This window comes from Streptomyces sp. NPDC006430, assembly GCF_040612395.1.
Classification (GTDB): domain Bacteria; phylum Actinomycetota; class Actinomycetes; order Streptomycetales; family Streptomycetaceae; genus Streptomyces.
The window spans coordinates 60,247-80,672 of record NZ_JBEXQA010000009.1; the positions used below are offsets into that span (position 1 = coordinate 60,247).

General features: G+C 68.9%; 16 protein-coding genes, 1 pseudogene and 1 riboswitch. Of the genes and pseudogenes, 10 read left to right on the plus strand and 7 right to left on the minus strand.

The genetic code is table 11. From position 1 onward, the window contains the following. Position 1: 1 nt before the first annotated feature. Positions 2 to 382: a phage holin family protein gene (locus tag ABZZ20_RS15860; RefSeq protein WP_356869979.1), complete on the minus strand. Its 381-nt coding sequence runs from the start codon at positions 380 to 382 to the stop codon at positions 2 to 4. A gap of 89 nt (positions 383 to 471) precedes the next feature. Here ABZZ20_RS15860 and ABZZ20_RS15865 point away from each other — a divergent pair, with 89 nt between their 5' ends. The 4 genes from ABZZ20_RS15865 (at position 472) to ABZZ20_RS15880 (ending at position 2,747) form a co-directional block, all read left to right on the plus strand. Beyond that, complete coding sequence (locus ABZZ20_RS15865; RefSeq protein ID WP_356869980.1) at positions 472 to 789, plus strand: cupin domain-containing protein; 318 nt, start codon at positions 472 to 474, stop codon at positions 787 to 789. Between the two features lie 146 nt (positions 790 to 935). Continuing rightward, the gene (locus ABZZ20_RS15870; protein WP_356869981.1) at positions 936 to 1,163 is read left to right on the plus strand and encodes a DUF5326 family protein; all 228 of its coding nucleotides are present in this window, start codon (positions 936 to 938) and stop codon (positions 1,161 to 1,163) included. Positions 1,164 to 1,453: 290 nt separating this feature from the next. Beyond that, complete coding sequence (locus ABZZ20_RS15875; RefSeq protein WP_356869982.1) at positions 1,454 to 2,200, plus strand: helix-turn-helix domain-containing protein; 747 nt, start codon at positions 1,454 to 1,456, stop codon at positions 2,198 to 2,200. 97 nt (positions 2,201 to 2,297) lie between these two features. Continuing rightward, positions 2,298 to 2,747, plus strand: coding sequence for an SsgA family sporulation/cell division regulator (locus ABZZ20_RS15880; protein WP_356869983.1), 450 nt, complete (start codon positions 2,298 to 2,300; stop codon positions 2,745 to 2,747). Between the two features lie 156 nt (positions 2,748 to 2,903). Here the strand turns inward: ABZZ20_RS15880 and ABZZ20_RS15885 are convergent, their stop codons facing one another. After that, entirely contained in the window at positions 2,904 to 4,349 is a 1,446-nt protein-coding gene (locus ABZZ20_RS15885) for a YibE/F family protein (protein ID WP_356869984.1), read from the minus strand. Between the two features lie 39 nt (positions 4,350 to 4,388). Then, positions 4,389 to 4,534: riboswitch (TPP riboswitch) on the plus strand. On the opposite strand from ABZZ20_RS15885, the gene thiC reads away from it, so the two are divergent. After that, positions 4,529 to 6,316, plus strand: coding sequence for a phosphomethylpyrimidine synthase ThiC (gene thiC / locus ABZZ20_RS15890; RefSeq protein WP_356869985.1), 1,788 nt, complete (start codon positions 4,529 to 4,531; stop codon positions 6,314 to 6,316). Its footprint overlaps the riboswitch before it by 6 nt. 99 nt (positions 6,317 to 6,415) lie before the next feature. Here the strand turns inward: thiC and ABZZ20_RS15895 are convergent, their stop codons facing one another. Further along, a complete protein-coding gene (locus ABZZ20_RS15895) occupies positions 6,416 to 7,594 on the minus strand; it encodes a glycosyltransferase (RefSeq protein ID WP_356869986.1) in 1,179 nt (392 codons plus the stop codon). Positions 7,595 to 7,825: 231 nt separating this feature from the next. On the opposite strand from ABZZ20_RS15895, the gene ABZZ20_RS15900 reads away from it, so the two are divergent. Beyond that, positions 7,826 to 8,644 (plus strand): hypothetical protein, encoded by an 819-nt coding sequence (locus ABZZ20_RS15900; RefSeq protein WP_356869987.1) that lies wholly within the window; start codon positions 7,826 to 7,828, stop codon positions 8,642 to 8,644. Positions 8,645 to 8,672: 28 nt separating this feature from the next. On the opposite strand, the gene ABZZ20_RS15905 is transcribed toward ABZZ20_RS15900, so the two are convergent. From ABZZ20_RS15905 to ABZZ20_RS15915, 3 genes are all read right to left on the minus strand, one after another. Further along, positions 8,673 to 9,497 (minus strand): hypothetical protein, encoded by an 825-nt coding sequence (locus ABZZ20_RS15905; RefSeq protein WP_356869988.1) that lies wholly within the window; start codon positions 9,495 to 9,497, stop codon positions 8,673 to 8,675. Between the two features lie 150 nt (positions 9,498 to 9,647). Next, positions 9,648 to 10,868, minus strand: a complete 1,221-nt coding sequence (locus ABZZ20_RS15910) for a metallophosphoesterase (RefSeq protein ID WP_356869989.1) — start codon at positions 10,866 to 10,868, stop codon at positions 9,648 to 9,650. A 231-nt stretch (positions 10,869 to 11,099) separates the two neighbouring features. After that, positions 11,100 to 12,215 carry a LacI family DNA-binding transcriptional regulator gene (locus tag ABZZ20_RS15915; RefSeq protein WP_356869990.1) on the minus strand — a complete coding sequence of 372 codons (1,116 nt, stop codon included), beginning with the start codon at positions 12,213 to 12,215 and terminating at the stop codon, positions 11,100 to 11,102. Between the two features lie 361 nt (positions 12,216 to 12,576). Between ABZZ20_RS15915 and hisC the strand changes: the two genes are divergently transcribed. Then, positions 12,577 to 13,659 carry a histidinol-phosphate transaminase gene (gene hisC, locus ABZZ20_RS15920; RefSeq protein WP_356869991.1) on the plus strand — a complete coding sequence of 361 codons (1,083 nt, stop codon included), beginning with the start codon at positions 12,577 to 12,579 and terminating at the stop codon, positions 13,657 to 13,659. A gap of 10 nt (positions 13,660 to 13,669) precedes the next feature. Here hisC and ABZZ20_RS15925 read toward each other — a convergent pair. Next, positions 13,670 to 14,033 (minus strand): annotated as a pseudogene (locus ABZZ20_RS15925) (cyclophilin-like family protein). Positions 14,034 to 14,222: 189 nt separating this feature from the next. On the opposite strand from ABZZ20_RS15925, the gene ABZZ20_RS15930 reads away from it, so the two are divergent. The 3 genes from ABZZ20_RS15930 to cydD all read left to right on the plus strand — a co-directional run bounded on the left by ABZZ20_RS15930 (position 14,223) and on the right by cydD (position 20,419). Further along, on the plus strand, positions 14,223 to 15,728 hold the full coding sequence (locus ABZZ20_RS15930; RefSeq protein WP_356869992.1) for a cytochrome ubiquinol oxidase subunit I: 1,506 nt from the start codon (positions 14,223 to 14,225) through the stop codon (positions 15,726 to 15,728). 18 nt (positions 15,729 to 15,746) lie between these two features. Continuing rightward, positions 15,747 to 16,748, plus strand: a complete 1,002-nt coding sequence (cydB, locus tag ABZZ20_RS15935) for a cytochrome d ubiquinol oxidase subunit II (protein WP_356869993.1) — start codon at positions 15,747 to 15,749, stop codon at positions 16,746 to 16,748. Between the two features lie 74 nt (positions 16,749 to 16,822). Next, positions 16,823 to 20,419: a thiol reductant ABC exporter subunit CydD gene (cydD, locus tag ABZZ20_RS15940; protein WP_356869994.1), complete on the plus strand. Its 3,597-nt coding sequence runs from the start codon at positions 16,823 to 16,825 to the stop codon at positions 20,417 to 20,419. Positions 20,420 to 20,426 lie beyond the last annotated feature (7 nt).

The following is a 20,426-nucleotide window of genomic DNA, read 5'->3' on the forward strand; positions in this document are numbered from 1 at the left end:
TTCAGTCGTTGTCGGGCAGGGCCAAGTTCACGGCCCAGGAGACGACGGAGATGATCAGGGCGCCGACGAGCGCCGTCCAGAAGTCGTCGACGTGGAAGCTGAGGTCGAGCTGCTCCGCCAGCCAGGAGGTCAGCATCAGCATCAGGGCGTTCACGACGAGGGTGAACAGCCCGAGGGTGAGGATGAACAGGGGCAACGAGAGCAGCTTCACCACGGGCTTGACGATCAAGTTGACCAGGCCGAAAACCAGCGCGACGAGGATCAGCGTGATGGTCCGACGGCCCAGAGGACTGCCGTCGTCGAGGGTGATGCCGGCGAGCAGCCAGATGGCGACGGCCAGAGCCGCCGCGTTCGCGAGCGTCTTGACTACGAAATTTGTCATGTGTCTGATCGTGGCAGAGAAGATCCCGGTGGGACATCAGCAGATCAGCGGATGCCAGGGAACGTGAGAACACAAGGGGCACAACGACGATGAAGGCCTTCCGGCTGGATGAGCTCGAGGCGGAGCGGCTCGCGAACGACGGCGCCTATCTGCAGTTCCTGCGCGAGCGGAACATGTCGGTCGGGCTGTACGCGCTCGACGCAGGCCAGAGCGACCCGCAGCAACCGCACCGCCAGGACGAGGTGTATTTCGTGGTGAGCGGGCGCGCCTCGATCACGGTCGGGGAGGAGACGACGACGGTGGCGCGCGGCAGCGTCGTCTACGTCCCGGCCGGGGTGGTGCACAAGTTCCACCACATCACCGAGGACCTGCGGGTACTGGTGGTGTTTTCTCCGCCGGAGTCGTAGCCGGCGGACACCTCTCTGAGGGTCGGACTCCCCGGTCCCCCTAGGGGGCGGATCAGGGGAGTCCGGGGGCTTGCGGGCCCCCGCCGGGATGCGCTGCCTCCTAGCATCGGGAGCAGGCAGCAACGGATCAGGAAGAGGTTGAGGACATGGACGGCATCCGAGAGACATTCGCAGGCATGCCCTGGTGGGTTAAGTGGGTCGCCATCCCGCTTCTGGTGCTCTTCGTCTTCGGCGGTGTCATCACCAGCATCCTCGGCATCCTGATCGGCTTCGCGTTCAAGCTCCTGGTGTTCGTCGCCCTCGTCGGCGGACTGGTCTTCCTCGTGAAGAAGTTCAGCCGCGGCGGTACGAAGTCCTCGTCCGGCGAGTGGTAGGCCGAGCAGCAGGAAGGCCCGGGCACGGTGGGCCGGGGATTAACCCAGGCGGGGGAACGTGAGCCGCTCGACCGCTCACGCCGCAGGAATCGGCGGATAGAGTGGCAATCTGTGTGATCCCTGGGCACCGAACGCCGGTAGAGCCGCCCTGACCAGCGGTTATCTGAGTGCCAGCTGAACAAGATCCCCAGGAACCACGGCAGGTGCGGGGGCGGCCCCCGCAGGGCGGGCCCCCCGAAGCCCGCCGCCACGGCTGGGGGTGAGCTTTGTCTTCGGTTCACAATGCCGGTGTGCCGACACTGATCGGTTCGGTGCAGAGGGCATTGAGGCTGCTCGAAGCAGTGGGCTCCCACAGCGAGGGAGCCCCGGCGAAGCAACTGGCGCGCGAGGCGGGGCTCCCACTTCCCACCGCGTACCACCTGTTGCGCACCCTCACGCACGAGGGCTATCTGCGCCGCGAGGGCGGGGTGTTCGTTCTCGGCGATGCCGCCGGGCGGCTGGCGGGTGGTGGACTGCAGCAGAAACGTCGCAGCATGATCCTTGACTCGCTTGCGCACTTCCGCGACGTGGTCGGGGCCCCCGTCTACTTCGCGGTGTTCCGTGAGGGTGAGATCGAGGTCGTCGGCGTCTCGGACACGCCGGCCAGTCCGGCCGTGGATGAATGGGCCGAATTCCGTGCGACCGGCCATGCGCACGCGATTGGGCAGTGCTTGCTGGCCCAACTCGACGAGAAGACGCGCAAGGACTACTTCGACCGCCACCCGGTGGTGGCCGTCACCCCCTACACCGTGCGCGATCAGCGCACGTTCGAGGGCCGAATCAGATCCTTGGGGCGGATGCAGCCGGTTACGGAGCGTCAGGAATATGCTTTGGGCACGGTGTGCGCGGCCATCCCCATCACTGTCGGCGATGTTGCGGCAACTATGGCGATTTCCCTCCCTTTGTGCCAGCAGGAACGATTGCTGTATGTGGTCGATCGACTACGGAGTGAAGTAGGCGCGCTGTTGAGCACCCTCTCGTTCTCTATCAGTATCTGAAAACTCACTCCTTGTGATCTGCGTGGGCTTCCACCACCCTTGTCAAGAGGGCCCTGGGGGATCATTCCTGGCCACTTCCACTACAGCGGGGTTGTCAATGCGCGAGTCGGTACAGGCAGAGGTCATGATGAGCTTCCTCGTTTCCGAGGAGCTCTCGTTCCGGATCCCGGTGGAACTCCGGTACGACAGCCGTGATCCCTACGCAGTGCGACTGACCTTCCACCTTCCCGGAGATGCGCCCGTGACCTGGGCGTTCGGCCGGGAACTGCTCCTCGACGGCATCAACAAGCCGTGTGGTGACGGCGATGTGCACATCGCCCCCACCCGTCCCGAGGAACTGTCCGATGTCCACATCCGGCTTCAGGTCGGCTGTGACCGGGCCCTGTTCCGGGCCGGCGCGGCGCCGCTCGTCGCGTTCCTCGACCGCACCGACCGGCTTGTTCCGCTCGGTCAGGAGCGCAGCCTCGGTGACTTCGAGGGCGACCTCGAAGAGGCGCTCAACAAGATCCTGGCGGATTCCCGACAGAACGAGCAGAACGCGGGCTGAGCCGGCCGCAGAAGCCGAGCCGGCCGGAGAGGTCGAGCCGCCCCGGGCCCCCGAGCCACCCGGGTCAGCCAGCCGCTCCGGCCCCGCGCGGACGCCGCACCGCGTACGAACCGATCAGCCGTTCCCGCCGGCCGCACCGTCGGAGCCGCCGCTCCGTCACCGCTTGCGCCGCCGCCCCCGGCCCCCGCGGACCGGCCCCGAGGCCGCTGCGCCGGCCGGGGTTCCCGGCCGGTCGGCGGAAACGACCAGCGCAGCCAGTGCCGTCGTCACCGGGACCGAGGCCACCAGACCGATCGACCCGACGAGGGTCCGTACGATCTCCTCCGCGACCAGTTCACTGTTGGCCACTGAACCCATGCTGCTGTTGGCGATCGAGAACAGCAGCAGGAGCGGCAGCGCCGCACCCGCGTAGGCCAGCACGAGGGTGTTGACCACCGATGCGATGTGGTCGCGGCCGATCCGGATGGCCGCACGGTAAAGGGCGCGCGAGCCCATTGAAGGGTCGGCCTGGTGGAGTTCCCAGACCGCCGAGGTCTGCGTGACCGTCACGTCGTCGAGCACCCCCAGCGATCCGATGATCACGCCGGCGAGCAGCAAACCGCTCATGTCGATGTTCGGGTAGAGCCCGTGGATCAGCCCGGTGTTGTCATCGGTGTTGCCGCTGAGGAACGCCCAGTCGATGAACAGCGAGCCCAGCAGGCCGATCAGCAGCAGTGAGACCAGCGTCCCGAGGACGGCGACGGAGGTACGGGCGGTCAGGCCGTGGCACATGTAGAGCGCGATGAGCATGATGGCGCTGGCGCCGACGACCGCGACGACCAGCGGGTTCGATCCCTGCAGGATGGCCGGGAGGATGAAGAGCGTCAGTACGCCGAAGCTGACGACCAGCGCGATCAGCGCGAACACACCGCGCATGCGGCCGACGACGACCACCGCCACCGCGAAGACGGCTGCGAGGAGCGCCAGGGGCAGTTTGCGGTTCACGTCGATCACGGAGTACTGGAGGTCCCGGGGCGCGTCCGGTGCGTACGCGACGACCACCTCCTGGCCGTCGGCCAACTGCCGAGGTGCGCCCGGCTGGACGATCTCGAAGAAGGTGCGGCCCTTGTCTGACCCGGTGCTGACCTCGATGGTGGCCTTCTTGCACTCACCGGTCTGCGCAGCCTGGGCCTCGCGGCCCTCCGGGGTCGACGTGTTGCCGGTGGGCGGCACCTGCGAGGCGTTCACGGATTTGCAGTCGACCCGTTCGACCGCGACGACGCGGCCCTGCTGCGTCTGGCGGTCGAAGCCCACTCCGGAGCGCTCGTGGGCGGGCGCGCCGCCCGGCCAGAGCAGCGCCATGCCGACGAAGACGGCGACGGCGAAGGGGATCAGCACGGCCGCGATGACCTTGCGCAGGTGCTTCGAGACGGGTGCCGCCGGCCCGTGGCCGTGGCCGTGGCCGTGCGAATGACCGCCGTGGGAGTGGCCGTGGGATGGGCCGTGGTCGTGCCCGGGGTCCGTCTGCGCGTGGTCAGAGCGACCCGTGGGCTCGATGGGCTCGGTGGTGGGCTGCGGCGAAGACGTCACCGGCAGATCATCGCAAGAGATGAGGGGGCCCACTGTTCAGCACGCCACAGATGACGCTAGCGTGGGGTCACCTTTGCACAACGCGGGAGCTCGGAGCACCGGGCTGAGAGGGCGCTGATCACCGTACGCGCGGCACGCATGCGTACGGGACGAGGCTGCGTCGACCGCCGAACCTGTTACCGGGTAATGCCGGCGTAGGGAGATCAGGTCTCATGACCATTCAGGACGCACGCACGCCTGCCGTCAGCCAGGACGCCGACGGCCAGACCGAGCGCCAGCCGGGCTGGCACAAGGGCTACGTGGCGGGCTCGCGCCCCGACATCCGGGTGCCGGTCCGCCAGGTCCACCTCACCAACGGCAAGGACGTGACGCTGTACGACACGTCCGGCCCGTACACCGACCCACAGATCGAGACCGACGTGCGCCGCGGCCTGCCGCCGCTGCGCGAGAACTGGATCATCGGCCGAGGTGACACCGAGGAGTACGCGGGCCGTCCCGTGCGCCCCGAGGACGACGGCATCAAGCACACCTCGCCGCGCGGTGGCCTCAAGAACCTCGACGCGGTCTTCCCGGGCCGTCCCCGCCAGCCCCGCCGCGGGCGTGGCGGTGCCGCCGTCACGCAGCTCGCGTACGCCCGCCGTGGGGAGATCACCCCGGAGATGGAGTACGTCGCGATCCGCGAGAACGTCTCCCCCGAGGTCGTACGCGAAGAGATCGCCGCAGGTCGTGCGGTGCTCCCGGCGAACGTGAACCACCCGGAGATCGAGCCGATGATCATCGGCAAGCGGTTCCTGGTGAAGGTCAACGCCAACATCGGCAACTCTGCCGTCACCTCCTCCATCGAGGAGGAGGTCGAGAAGATGACGTGGGCGACCAAGTGGGGCGCCGACACGGTCATGGACCTCTCGACCGGCCGCAACATCCACACCACCCGCGAATGGGTGCTGCGCAACTCCCCGGTGCCGATCGGCACCGTGCCGCTGTACCAGGCACTCGAGAAGGTCGACGGCCGCGCCGAGGACCTGACGTGGGAGATCTACAAGGACACGGTCATCGAGCAGGCCGAGCAGGGCGTCGACTACATGACGGTCCACGCCGGCGTGCTGCTGCCGTACGTGCCGCTGACCGCCCGCCGTAAGACCGGCATCGTCTCGCGTGGCGGCTCGATCATGGCGGCGTGGTGCCTGGCGCACCACAAGGAGAACTTCCTCTACACGAACTTCGAGGAGCTCTGCGAGATCCTCGCGGCGTACGACGTCACGTACTCGCTCGGGGACGGCCTGCGCCCCGGCTCGATCGCGGACGCTAACGACGCGGCCCAGTTCGCGGAGCTGAAGACGCTGGGCGAGCTGAATACGATCGCCAAGCGGCACAACGTGCAGACCATGATCGAGGGCCCGGGACACGTCCCGATGCACAAGATCAAGGAGAACATCGACCTCCAGCAGGAGATCTGCGAGGAGGCGCCGTTCTACACGCTCGGCCCGCTGACCACGGACGTCGCCCCGGCGTACGACCACATCACCTCCGGCATCGGCGCCGCGATGATCGCCTGGTGGGGCACTGCGATGCTCTGCTACGTCACGCCGAAGGAGCACCTGGGCCTGCCCAACCGTGACGACGTGAAGACCGGCGTCATCACGTACAAGATCGCCGCGCACGCGGCGGACCTGGCCAAGGGCCACCCGGGCGCCCAGGAATGGGACGACGCCCTGTCCGACGCGCGGTTCGAGTTCCGCTGGGAGGACCAGTTCAACCTGGCCCTCGACCCGGTCACGGCCCGCGAGTTCCACGACGAGACGCTCCCGGCGGAGCCGGCCAAGACCGCGCACTTCTGCTCCATGTGCGGTCCGAAGTTCTGCTCGATGAAGATCTCCCAGGACATCCGCCGTGAGCACGGCGGCGACTTGAAGGCCGAGGAGATCGAGGCGGGTATGGCGGAGAAGTCTGCCGAGTTCGCGGCGAGTGGCAACCGGGTGTACCTCCCGCTGGCCGACTGACCGGCCCGACCTCGCCGTTTCGCTGCTCTGGGGAGGCAAGAGGGGCTCCTCAGAGCGGCGCGCGGCACGGCTTGCCGAGATCGTCGGCAAGCCCTCGCGTCAGACCTTCGCGCGGCCTTTTGCACCACCCTTGGCGTTGCCTTTCGCGCGGCCCTTCGTGCGGCGCGATGTTTCACGTGAAACAGGGACGGAGAGCCCACTACGGGCTGCGGCGAAACCGCGGTTGACCTCCGTCTGTCGGCGGTAGGCATCGGGCAGGTCGGGCAGGGCGAGCAGCCGGTTGCAGGCGCGCAGTGACGCCTTCGCGTCGCCCACCCAGTACGCGGCGACGGAGTGCTCGAAGAGCAGCCCCCACCGGTACACCCACGGCTGGACGAACAGCAGGTCTGCGGGAGCCGGCTGGTCCAGGACGGCCGTGGTGATCGCGTGCGCCGCATGGTGGCGGCCCATCATCCGTAGGCGCGAGGCGAGTTCGTAGCAGGCCTCCAGCCGGGTGGGCCGGGATTCCCATGCGAGTGAAAGGGCGTCCATGGCGGTTGGCCAGTTCTCGGCCTCGGCGTTCAGGACTCCGACCTGGAGCAGGGCGTAGTAGACCTCCTCGGCCCAGCCGCCCATGGCCGCGCGGCGCTCGTAGAGCCGGATCGCTTCCGCCGTGTCGCCCATGTCGCGCATCGTCTGTGCGAGGTAGAAGATCGTGCGGGTGTTGGAGGGGTCACGCTCCAGCTCGGCGCGGAGCAGCCGGGCGTCCCGCTCGAACTTGTCGTGCCGGGAGCCCCCGTCCGCATGGTCCTCGATGAAGAGCGCGTCGAGGTTCTCCTGGGCACCGGCGCGCTCGTCGTGCTCGCCGGAGCGGTCGCACGTGAGGTACTCGTGGGTGACGCCCTCGTACCGCCACGGGAGGTCGCCGCGTACCAGGCGCTTGATGCGGTACTCCGTCGCGCCCTCGTGGCGCAGCATGTACGACTGCGCCGTGAGTCGGGGAAGCGGACCGGTGCGGCGCAGAACAAGGTCGGCGTCGAGGAGGAGTAGGTAGTCGGCTTTGCCGCGGGCGCGAGCGATGTTGAGGCTGCGGTTGTGCCCGAAGTCGATCCAGGGCTCCTCGTGGAGCTCGCCGGGGATGCCGCGCAGGGCGTGCCGGATCATTTCCTGGGTGCCGTCCGTGGACCCGGTGTCCGAGATGACCCAGGTGTCGATGAGGTCCCGTACGGAGTCCAGGCAGCGCTCGATGACGGCGGACTCGTTCTTCACGATCATGCAGAGGCAGATGGTCGGCTTCACGGCCGCTGACCCTAGGGACGGGTCCGGGCCGGCAGGGGGCGGCACGCCGCGGTGCGACCCCGGGTGGCCCCGAACACACCGCCATGTGGTGGGAGGCGCTGGTCCGATCCGCTGACGAGCGGGCGAGCCGGAGCGATCTGCGGGGCAGGGGACTTCAAGATGACCCGCGGAGTCCGGTCCTATTTCCGGACTTTGGAGACCATTCGATCCGGTGTTCGCGAGGAGCGGTACATGAGTTCTGAGGACAGGGCCCGATCCATCCTGGGGCCTTTGCCCCGACGGGCCGGCTGGCTGGCCGGAGGCACCTTCGCCTCCGTGGCGCTGGTGCTGGCGAGTATCGCGGCCCCGGCTGCGGTCGGTGCTCCGCAGCCGTCGGGGACGGTGGTGGCGCAGGGCGCGGACCGCTGCGACGTGGCGAAGAGCAAGAACAAGGCGATGCGCCCGGCAAAGACGGCCGGCCAGCCTTCGGCTGACAGGTGCCGGACCGGACCGGCCGGGCCGCGCGGCCAACGAGGCCCTACGGGTCCGACCGGTCCGACCGGTCCGACCGGTGCGCAGGGTGTAACAGGTCCGACGGGTCCGACCGGGCCGCAGGGACACAGGGGCGAGCAGGGGCGCAGGGGTCCCGCTGGCCCGTGCCAGGACGTTGACTCCGTCACCTTCGAGGGGGCCGAGTACAGGGCCGTCCTCACCAACGGAAAGGCCTACGCGGGTATCCGCCCCATCAACGCCGCTCCCCCCATCAACGCCGCTCCCCCCATCGTCGCCGGCCCCTTCATCTGGTACGACCTGACCAATGGCTTCGCGCCGCCGCACACCTTCCCGACCAGGGCCTGTGCCATCTCCGTCGCCAACAACGGCGACAACCGTGTGTCGATCGGAGTCCTGACTACAACGAACCTGCTGTTCGAGACCCTCTGTACCCGGAGCGGACCGCCCACTGCGCCGACCCTCGTCTGCGACAAGGTATGGGTGCCGGTCAACTCCGTCAGTAGCGCCACCCTCCGCGGCAAGTTCGCCCACGCTCTCGGGCGTGAAGACCGCAACTGACCTCCGTGAAACGGACGTCGGGCAGTTCTCACTGCGGCTTGTGCTCCGGGCCGCCGAAGTCGGGGCTGGTGAAGTCCGGAGGCGTGTAGCCGGGCCTGGGACCCTGTGACGGGGATCCCGGGCTGGTGAAGTCGGGCCGGGTGTATCCCAGGTTGGGGATGCGCCCGGCCTTCGGCGTACGGGGGGCCGGACGGGTCGGCCCGGCGCTCGGGTCGGCCAGTGCGTCCCGCAGGAACGGCAGGATGCCCCGCTCCAGCAGGGCGTGCCGCCAGGCCTCGCGGGCCCGTGCGACCTCGTCGGGTACCGCCTCCGTATCGTCCTGTGCCACCACCTCGGTCGCGCGGTTGCGGACGGCCGTCACCAGCAGCCCGATCACCGCGAACAGCAGGGACACCACAGTCAGCGCGCCGAAGAGCCAACCTGCCGTCAGCATCGTTTCGGCGAAGGCCGGTTCCGGCTCGACCGCCTTCAGGATGTAGCCCACCAGCAGGAAGATCAGCATGGCGGTGCCCGCCAGGACCGGTGCGAGCACCGCGACCACCGCGCTGACGCCCACGCCGTCCTCGCCGCCGCCCTGCCCGGTGCCGTGGTCCCCCGTCGATCCACGGGTGGACAGGGCCTCGTCGCGCCGTTCCCCGCGGAGTTTCACGTAGTGGTCGTACTCGGCCGCAGCCGCGGCCGACAGCAGTGCACTGGCCGCGATGGCCATCGTGCGCAGCTGTTCGGCGTTCAGACGTTCGCCGAGGGTGGCGAGCTCGGGCCGTTCGTGCGCAGTGCGCAGCGCCTCGTCGAGGAGCCGATCGAACTCCGGTCGGTCTTCGGTCAGCAGGTGCGGAGCGCTGTTCATGTGCATCCCCCGATGCTCCGTGGGGACCGGTTTGCCCGCGTAGACCCGGGCGCCGGCACAAACGGAGGAGAGCCTGCTACGGATAGGGCGATGGTAGAGCGCCCATGCCACGCGGTGACAGGGGCTTTCCTTAAATTACCCCGCTTCTGATAACCGTCAGTCGTTCAGCGGGAGTTGTACGACCAGCAGTTTGCCCGCCATCGTCACCCCGCCGTCCATGGCGATGGCGAGGCCCTCCGCGTACACGTGCGGGCCGTCCACGGCCTCCGGGCCGCGCGATTCGTCGCCGTCCTCGGTGCCCACTTCGCCGAGCAGGTAGGGGATGGGGCTGTGCCCGTGCACGACCCGGCCGCCGCCGTAAGTGTCGAGGAGTTCGCGCACCGCCTGGGGTCCGGACTCCTCGTCGCGGAAGGCGAACCGCTTGGTGAACTTGCGGAACAGGTCCCAGGTGATGTCGGCGTCGTTGCGGTTGAGTAGCTCGTGGATGGTGTCGTTGACGTCCTCGATGGAGTCGCCGTAGTCGCGGTACGCGGTGGTGTCGGAGTGCAGGAGCAGGTGCCCGTCTTCCAGGACGGCCGCGTCCAGCCGCGACATCCACTGCAGGTGTACGTCCTCCAGGCGCTCCATGTCGGTGCGCTGACCACCGTTGAGGAGCCAGGCGGCCTGGAAGGTGGCGGTGCCGGCGCCCGAGGCGACCGGGGTGTCGCCGAACCGCTTGGCGCCGATGAGCAGCAGTTCGTGGTTGCCCATGAGGGCCTTGCAGTAGCCGCCGGCAGCGGCGGCCTCGGCGGACAGGCGCATGACGAGGTCGATGACGCCGATGCCGTCGGGGCCGCGGTCAGTGAAGTCGCCGAGGAACCAGAGGCGGGCGTTGCCGGCCGACCAACGCCGGTCGGCGTCGATCAGGCCCTGGGCCTGGAGTTCGGCGACGAGCTCGTCCAGGTAACCGTGGACGTCGCCGACCACATAGAGCGGGCCGGGGCCGGAGGCCGCCGGGGTCTCCGGGGGGACGTACTGGACCTGGACGGTGTCGCCGGGTCCGCCGCGGCTGATGATCGGCAGATCGCGATGCGTGGGGGTGTAGCCCTCGAGGTCGTCCTCTTCGGCCGGCCCGCCCGCAGCGGGCGGCGGGGGCACGGGGGTCGGCGGCGGGGGCACGGTCGGTGCCGGGGGCGCGGTCGGCGGCGGGGGCACGGGTGCGGCGGGAGGCGGCACGGGCGCGCCCTCCCCGTAGTACGCGGGGTATTCGCCGTACACGGGGGCCTCGTCGGGAATCCCGGCGGGCACGCCGTACGGGGCGGGCTCGGTGACCGGAACCCGGAAGTCCCGCAGCGTCTCCGTCCGCATCGCGGGTCCCTGACCGGCCCCCTGAGTCATCGACCCCTCCACCACCGTCGCGCTGCCGTACACCTGCGGACCTTCCTGACCTCCGGGGCGGAGGGTCCGTGATGTCGTGCGCCCATCATAGGAATGCAGCTCGCGCTCTGTGACGCACCAGGGGTGGTGAATCCTGGGCGGAACCAGTCGTTCCTGTCGCTTTATCCCGAAATGGATGTTTCTGAAATCCGAGGCGCAGCCGTTGGCCTCGCCGGTATCGCGGTGGAACGGTCAGTCTTGTGCCGGTGATCGGGGTGGGCTGACGGTCGTACGGGGCTGCCTGCGCTGCGAGGAGGTGCGGACGATCAGCTCGGTCGGGACGACCTGTTCGACCGGTCGCCCGGTGTCGACCCCCTCGATGGCGTCGATGAGCAGCTGCACGACGGCGGTGCCGATGCGGCGCGGTTTGAGGGAGAGCGTGGTGATGGGCGGTTCGGTGTTGGCGTACACGGTGGACTCGCTGCAGCACACGAGCAGCAGGTCCTCCGGGACCCGCAGGCCGTAGCGCCGTGCGGCGGCGAGCAGATCCGTCCCGTTGGGGTCGAAGAGGCCGTAGACGGCATCGGGTCGGTCGGGACGGGCGAGCAGCCGGTCCGCGGCGACCGCACCCGCGCACGGGTCGTGGGCGGGATAGGACTCGTAGACGGGGTCCTGACCGACGCGCTCGCACCAGCTGAGGTAGGCCGTGGTCGAGAGCCGGGTGTAGGTGTCGGTGGTGGTGCCGGTCAGCAACCCGATACGGCGGGCGCCGGCGGCGGCGAGGTGGTCGAGCAGGTTGAGCACGGCGGCCTCGTGGTCGTTGTCGACCCACGCGGTGACGGGGAGGGAGCCGGCCGGACGGCCGTCGGAGACGACCGGCAGACCTTGGCGGACCAGTTCAGTGACGACGGGGTCGTGATCGGAGGGATCGATGACGACGGTGCCGTCGAGGGCCACGTTGGACCACACGTCGTGTCGAGAGGTGGCGGGGAGGATGACGAGGGCGTAGCCGCGGGCGAGCGCGGCGGAGGTGGCGGCCCTGGCCATCTCGGCGAAGTACGCGAATTCGGTGAAGGTGAAAGGTTCATCCCCGTACGTCGTCACGGTCAGGCCGATGAGGCCCGACTTGCCGGTACGGAGGGTGCGGGCGGCGGCGGATGGGCGGTAGCCCAGCCGGTCTGCGACCTCGCGAACGTGGCGGCGGGTGGCGTCCGGCAGCCGCCCCTTGCCATTGAGGGCGTCGGAGACGGTCGTGATCGAGACGCCCGCTGCGGCGGCCACGTCCCTGATGCCGGCCCGGCCCTGTCGGCCGGCGGCCCGCCGGGTGGTCTCGGTCCGGCTCACGTGATGCTTCCCTGCTGCTGTCATGGCGTGCCGATAGTAGGGCTCGGTGGGGCGGGTGGTCCGGATGCATATGCACGCGTTGACAGGCACGATTCTGCATGGTTCGCCACCCCCAATGACCTTGGAAATGAAGGAAATTGAGAGCGAGGGGTGAGTGGGGCGTTTGTCGGCGGGTACGAGCATGCCAAAGCGGTGCGGTCTCGGGACGGTCTCAACTCACCTGTACGAGGGATGCGCGCCACGGCGCGGGCCACCGGCGTGCGCATATATGCGTGCGCTCCCCCGCAATCCAGGCGCGGCCATTTTCGGAAGGGTGGAATCCTCATAAGGTGAGCAGTATTGAGTCGACGGCGACGTCGGACGGGACGGTCTAGGAGGACCTGCGGTGAGCGAGAAGAGCCCGAAGCTGCGCGCCGAGCTGGACGGCATCCCCGTCTACAAGCCGGGAAAGCCCGCCGCCGCGGGCGGCGCCGTCGCGTACAAGCTGTCATCTAACGAGAACCCTTACCCCCCGCTGCCCGGCGTGCTGGAAAGCACGGTCGCCGCGGCCGGCCGGTTCAACCGCTACCCGGACCTGGCCTGCACCGCTCTGGTGAACGAGCTCGCGGAGCGGTTCGGGGTCCCGGCCGAGCACATCGCCACCGGCACGGGCTCGGTGGGCGTGGCCCAGCAGCTGGTCCAGTCGACGGCCGGCCCGGGCGACGAGGTCATCTACGCCTGGCGGTCCTTCGAGGCCTACCCGATCATCACGCAGATCTCGGGTGCGACGCCCGTGCAGGTCCCGCTGACCGACGGGGACGTTCACGACCTCGACGCGATGTTCGACGCGATCACCGAGCGGACCCGGCTGATTTTCGTCTGCAACCCCAACAACCCCACCAGCACCGCAGTGCACCGTGCCGAGCTGGAGCGGTTCCTCGACCGGGTGCCCTCGGACATCCTGGTGGTGTTGGACGAGGCGTACCACGAGTTCGTACGCGACGTAGAGGTGCCGGACGGCATCGAGCTCTACCGCAATCGCCCGAACGTCTGCGTGCTGCGCACCTTCTCCAAGGCGTACGGACTGGCAGGCCTGCGCGTCGGCTTCGCGGTGGCGCACGAGCCGGTGGCCGCAGCGCTGCGCAAGACGGCGGTGCCCTTCGGGGTCAGTCAGCTCGCCCAGGACGCGGCGGTCGCCTCGCTGCGCGCCGAGGACGAGTTGATGGGTCGTGTCGGAGCGCTGGTCAGTGAGCGCACGCGCGTCTACGAGGGGCTGCTCGGCCAAGGCTGGACCGTGGTGCCGCCGACGCAGGCGAACTTCGTGTGGATGCGGCTGGGCGAGCGGACCGCCGAGTTCGCGGCGGTCTGCGAGAAGGCCGGTGTGGTGGTCCGGCCCTTCGCGGGCGAGGGACTGCGGGTCACGATCGGTGAGACCGAGGCGAACGACCTCTTCCTGCACACGGCGGAGGCGTTCTTCAAGGAGATGTAGCTCTGGGGAGCTACGCCTCGCGGATCGGGTCGCCGTCGCGGACGGTGGACGGCAGGCGGGGGTCGCCCTCGAACGAGCCGAGCATGTTGCACCGGCTCACCAGGCGGCTCTCGCCTCCGCGCGAGATGGGTGTCGGGCCGTAGGGGAGCGCGAGTGCGGCGCCCTCGGTCCAGAACGCGACCGTGCCCGGCGCGACGACCTGCCGGGGCGTCGTGTTCGAGCGCCACGGAGCCGCCGGTGTCGAAGTAGACCTACTCGCCCCAGGTGTGGGCGGAGGCGGATATCGGGAGGACCTCGGCCAGCGCGTTGCTGGTCGGGGTCTCGTCAAGGGGTGCGGTGAGCTGGCACGCGGGCCAGGAGATGCGAATCCCCATGGGCGACATTCAACAATTTGTTGAACGTGTTGGCTAGAGGGGCCCCGGCTGAAAGTCGCTGGAGGTGGTGCGACATAATGCTTGTGAATGTGAACGCGTTCACAAGCGTGTCCTGCTTCCTCCCGGATTGAGTGGGACATCGCAGGCAAACTTCCGCAGTGACCACGGCGAGCTGAAGGAGACGACGACGTGGACGTAGCTTTGGCACCAGAGACGTTGGCACGCTGGCAATTCGGCATCACCACCGTCTACCACTTCCTCTTCGTCCCCCTGACGATCTCGCTGGCAGCGCTCACGGCAGGTCTCCAGACCGCCTGGGTGCGGACGGAGAAGGAGAAGTACCTCAGGGCCACCAAGTTCTGGGGCAAGCTGTTCTTGATCAATATCGCCATGGGCGTCGTCACGGGCATCGTGCAGGAATTCCAGTTCGGCATGAACTGGTCCGACTACTCGCGCTTCGTCGGTGACATCTTCGGCGCTCCGCTGGCCTTCGAAGCGCTCATCGCGTTCTTCTTCGAATCGACCTTCATCGGCCTGTGGATCTTCGGCTGGGACAAGCTGCCGAAGAGGGTCCACCTGGGCTGCATCTGGATGGTCTCGATCGGTACTGTCCTGTCCGCGTACTTCATCCTCGCGGCGAATTCCTGGATGCAGCACCCGGTCGGCTACCGGATGAACGCGGAGCGGGGCCGGGCCGAGCTCACCGACTTCTGGATGGTCCTCACCCAGAACACGGCGCTAACCCAGTTCTTCCACACCATCACGGCGGCCTTCCTCGTGGGCGGCGCTTTCATGGTCGGCATCGCCGCCTTCCACCTGGCCCGCAAAAAGCACATCCCCGTCATGCGGACCTCGCTCCGACTCGGCCTGGTCACCCTGATCATCGCCGGCCTGGGCACCGCCATCAGCGGTGACCTGCTCGGCAAGGTGATGTTCAAGCAGCAGCCGATGAAGATGGCCGCGGCCGAGGCGCTCTGGGACGGCGAAGCGCCCGCACCCTTCTCCGTCTTCGCCTACGGCGACGTCGAAAAGGGCCACAACAAGGTCGCCATAGAGATCCCGGGCCTGCTGTCCTTCCTGGCCAATGACGACTTCACTTCCTTCGTCCCCGGCATCAACGACGTCAACAGGGCCGAGCAGGAGAAGTTCGGGCCCGGCGACTACCGGCCCAACATTCCCGTCGCCTACTGGGGCTTCCGCTGGATGATCGGATTCGGGATGGCCTCCCTCGGCGTCGGAGTGCTGGGGCTCTGGCTCACCCGCAAGAAGTTCATGCTGCCGCCCGGCCTGCGGACCGGTGAGAACGAGGTCCCGCACCTGGTCCTCTTCAAGAAGGCGCTGAGCCCCCGGTTCGCCACGTGGTACTGGATCGTCGCGCTCTGGACCATGGGCTTCCCGCTCATCGCCAACTCCTGGGGCTGGATCTTCACCGAGATGGGACGCCAGCCCTGGGTGGTCTACGGGGTCCTGCGCACCCGTGATGCGGTCTCGCCCCACGTGACCCAGGGCGAGGTGCTCACCTCGATGATCGGCTTCACGCTCCTGTACGCCGTGCTCGCGGTGATCGAGGTCAAGCTGCTGGTGAAGTACGTCAAGCTCGGGCCGCCCGAGCTCACCGAGGCCGACCTGAATCCGCCCACCAAGATCGGCGGGGACGACAAGCACCCCGACCGGCCGATGGCCTTCTCGTACTGAGGCTGAGGGGACCGCACCATGCAACTCCACGACGTCTGGTTCGTGCTCATCGCCGTCCTGTGGACCGGCTACTTCTTCCTGGAGGGCTTCGACTTCGGAGTCGGCGTACTGACCAAGCTGCTCGCCCGCGACCGAGCGGAAAGGCGGGTCCTGATCAACACGATCGGGCCCGTGTGGGACGGCAACGAGGTCTGGCTGCTCACGGCGGGCGGCGCGACGTTCGCCGCCTTCCCCGAGTGGTACGCGACCCTCTTCTCCGGTTTCTACCTGCCGCTGCTGATCATCCTGGTCTGCCTGATCGTCCGAGGCGTTGCCTTCGAGTACCGGCACAAGCGGGACGAGGAGAGCTGGCAGAACAACTGGGAACACGCTCTCTTCTGGACCTCGCTCATCCCCGCATTCCTGTGGGGTGTGGCGTTCGCCAACATCGTGCGCGGCGTGAAGATCAACGATCAGATGGAGTACGTCGGTAGTCTCTTCGACCTGCTGAACGTCTACTCCCTGCTCGGCGGACTGGTCACCCTCACGCTCTTCACCTTCCACGGCGCGGTGTTCACCTCGCTCAAGACGGTCGGGGACATCCGGGACCGCTCGCGCGCACTGGCCACGCGGCTGGGTGTGGTGACCGCCGTGCTGGCGCTCGCCTTCCTGATCTGGACCCAAGCCTCGCGCGGTGACGGCTGGAGCCTGATCGCGATGGTCATCGCCGTCCTGGCGCTGGTAGGGGCCCTGGGCTTCAACCTGGCGGGCCGTGAGGGCTGGTCGTTCGCCCTGTCCGGGGTCACCATCGCGGCCGCCGTCGCGATGCTGTTCCTCACGCTGTTCCCGAACGTGATGCCGTCCTCGCTGGACGAGGCCTGGAATCTCACGGTCACCAACGCCTCGTCGAGCCCCTACACCCTGAAGATCATGACCTGGTGCGCGGGAGTGGCCACACCGCTCGTGCTGCTCTACCAGGGGTGGACCTACTGGGTGTTCCGCAAGCGGATCGGTACGCAGCACATCGCCGATGCGCACTGATTCCTGAGGGCCTGAGGGCCCGAGTGCTGAACGAATGATCCTTCGGCCCGACCCTGTTCTGGGGGATGTTTCACGTGAAACCGATCGACCCGCGCCTGCTTCGGTACGCCCGTTCCACCCGTCTCTTCCTGGTGGCCGTGGTAGCTCTCGGACTTGCCGGGGCGGGGCTGGTCGTCGGTCAGGCGATGCTGATCGCCGAGATCGTGGTCGGTGCCTTCGAGCAGGGTCTGGACGGCGAGGCGCTGAGGACGCCGCTGCTGCTGCTCGCGGCGGTGGCGTTGGGTCGCGGTCTGCTCGCCTGGCTCACGGAGCTGGCCGCACACCGGGCCAGCGCGGCCGTCAAGTCGCAGCTACGGGGTCGACTGTTGGAGCGGGCCGCGGATCTGGGTCCAGGCTGGTTGAGCGGGCAGCGGACCGGTTCGTTGGTGGCTCTGGCCATCCGGGGCGTGGACGCCCTCGACGACTACTTCTCGCGCTACCTGCCCCAGTTGGGGCTCGCGGTGGTCGTCCCGGTGGCGGTCCTTGCACGGATCGTCACCGAGGACTGGGTGTCGGCGGCGATCATCGTGGTCACGCTGCCACTGATCCCGCTTTTCATGGTGCTGATCGGCATGGCCACCCAGTCCCGGATGGACCGCCAGTGGCGGCTGCTGTCCCGGCTGTCGGGGCACTTCCTGGACGTGGTGGCGGGGCTGCCGACATTGAAGGTGTTCGGCCGGGCCAAGGCCCAGGCCGAGTCGATCCGCAAGATCACCGACGAATACCGGCAGGCAACGATGCGGACCCTGCGCATCGCCTTCCTGTCATCCTTCGCCCTGGAGCTCCTGGCGACGCTGTCGGTGGCTCTGGTGGCCGTGAGCATCGGCATGCGCCTGGTCCACGGGGACCTCGATCTGTACACCGGGCTCGTCATCCTGATCCTGGCGCCCGAGGCGTACCTGCCGCTCAGACAGGTGGGAGCGCAGTACCACGCCGCTGCTGAGGGGCTGGCTGCCGCGGAGGAGATCTTCGAAGTGCTCCAGACACCGGCCGCCGCATCCGACGGCACGGCTCCGGTGCCGGCCGAGAGCCTGCGGATCGAGTTCGAAGGGGTCACGGTCCGCTACGAGGGTCGGGGCGAGGACTCGCCGGGACCGGTCTCACTGGCGGTCGGGCCCGGAGAGTGCGTCGCCCTCACCGGGCCGAGCGGCGTGGGCAAGTCCACACTGTTCCAGGTGCTGCTGGGCTTCGTGGCACCGAACGCGGGCCGGGTGCGGATCGGTGGCAGGGACCTCGCCTCGTTGTCGCTACAGGAGTGGCGGGAGCGCATCGCATGGGTGCCGCAGCGGCCGTACCTGTTCGCCGGCACGATCGCGGAGAACGTCAGGCTGGCCCTGCCCGAAGCCACGACGGACGCAGTGGTCCAGGCCCTGGAGGATGCCGGAGCGTGGCAGTTCGTGTCCGCACTGCCGCGCGGCCTTGACACGGTGCTGGGCGAGGGCGGGGTCGGACTGTCCGCCGGACAACGCCAACGGCTGGCACTGGCCCGGGCGTTCCTCGCGGACCGGCCGGTGCTGCTGCTTGACGAGCCGACCGCGGCCCTGGACGGGGAGACCGAAGCAGCCCTGGTCGACGTGGTACGACGCCTCTCGGTGGGGCGTACCGTCCTACTGGTCGTCCACCGGCCGGCGCTGCTCGCGGTGGCGGACCGGGTGGTGCGGGTGGGATCTGCGGGGTTCCTGCCCCCTCGTACGCCTTCCAGCCTCGAAACGGCGCCCCGAACCGCCGGTGGCCCCGGTGCGCAGACCGACGGGGCATCGGACCCGGGTGAGTGGATTCTCGGCAGCGCCCGCCAGAGCGCGGCGACGGGTGCCGGAGCCGACTCGGGTGAAGCCGACTCGGCTGGAGTCGGATCGGGCGGGGGCGTCCCGAGCGGGGGCGATCCGCTCAGTCGTGTACGCGCCGTGGCCAAGGCGTGGCAAGGGCGGTTCCGGCTCGGGCTGCTGCTCGGAGCGCTGGCCGTGGGGTGCAGCGTCGGGCTGATGGCCGTCTCCGGCTGGCTCATCTCACGTGCCTCCCAACAGCCGCCGGTGCTGTACCTCATGGTGGCCGTCACGGCCACCCGGACGTTCGGGATCGGGCGGGCCGTCTTCCGGTACGCGGAGCGGCTCGTCTCCCACGACGCCGTGCTTCGGATGCTCGCCGATCTGCGGGTGTCCGTGTTCCGGCAGCTGGAGCGCATCGCCCCGGCGGGGCTGCGAGAGCAGCGGCGAGGCGACCTGCTGGCCCGTCTGGTGGCCGATGCCGACGCCCTCCAGGACTATTGGCTCCGCTGGTTGCTGCCGGTCGGCACCGCGGTGCTCGTCGGTACGGGCTCGGTGGTGTTCACCGCGTGGCTGCTGCCCGAGGCCGGAGCCGCGCTCGCCGTCGGGCTCCTCGCCGCCGGTGTAGGGGTGCCGCTGGTCAGCGGGGCCTGCGCCCGGCGTGCGGAGCGGCGGTTGGCCCCGGCCCGGGGAGAGCTCGCCACCCGGGTGGCCGATCTGCTGACCGGGACCGCCGAGCTGACCGTCGCCGGCGCACTGACCCGGCGCAAGGACGCGGCGAAGGAGAGCGACCGGACCCTCACCGCCATTGCCGCGCGGGGCGCCGCAGCCACCGGGCTCGGCAGCGGACTGTCCGCTCTCGTGTGCGGGCTGACCGTGATGGTCGCCGCTGCCGTGGCCGCGGGTGCGGTGCACGACGGCCGGCTGTCCGGGGTGGCCATGGCCGTTGCCGTGCTGACGCCGCTCGCCGCCTTCGAGGCGGTCAACGGACTCGTGCAGGCCGTCCAGTACCGGCAGCGGGTGCGCCGCAGCGCCGAGCGGGTCTACGAGGTCATCGACGCTCCGGTCCCGGTCGCCGAGCCTGACCGGCCGGCCGATGTACCCGACTCGCCGTTCCCGCTCCGGCTCACGGGGCTCGCCGCCCGGCATCCCGGGCAGGAGTGCGATGCCCTGCGTGGGCTGGACCTGACTCTGGAGGCCGGGCGGCGCATCGCCGTCGTCGGCTCCTCGGGTGCGGGCAAGACCTCGCTGGCCCAGGTCCTGCTGCGGTTTCTGGACCCGCGGGAAGGCTCGTACACCCTGGGCGGGACCGACGTACGCACGCTCGACAGCGACGGGGTGCGCCGGATCGTGGGCCTGTGCGCCCAGGACGCCCACCTCTTCGACAGCTCGGTACGGGAGAACTTGCGGCTGGCCCGTACCGGGGCGAGCGAGGAGCAGCTGCGGGAGGCGCTGGCGGCGGCTCGGCTGCTGGAGTGGGCGGACGGCCTCCCGGACGGGTTGGACACCCTCGTCGGTGAGCACGGCGAGCGGATCTCCGGCGGCCAGCGCCAGCGCCTGGCACTGGCCAGGGCGCTGCTCGCCGACTTCCCCGTCCTCGTCCTCGACGAGCCGACCGAGCACCTGGACCTGGCGACCGCGGACGCCCTGACGGCGGATCTGCTCGCCGCGACCGAGGGCCGCACCACCGTGCTGATCACGCACCGTTTGGCCGGCCTGGAGGCGGTGGACGAGGTTCTCGTACTGGATCGCGGTGCGGTCGTGCAGCGCGGCGCCTATGCGGAGCTGGCCGCCTCAGAGGGCCCGCTGCGGAATCTGTTGGAGAGGGAGAGGGCGGCCGACGGAATCCTGGCCGACTTTCCCCGATAAATAAGAC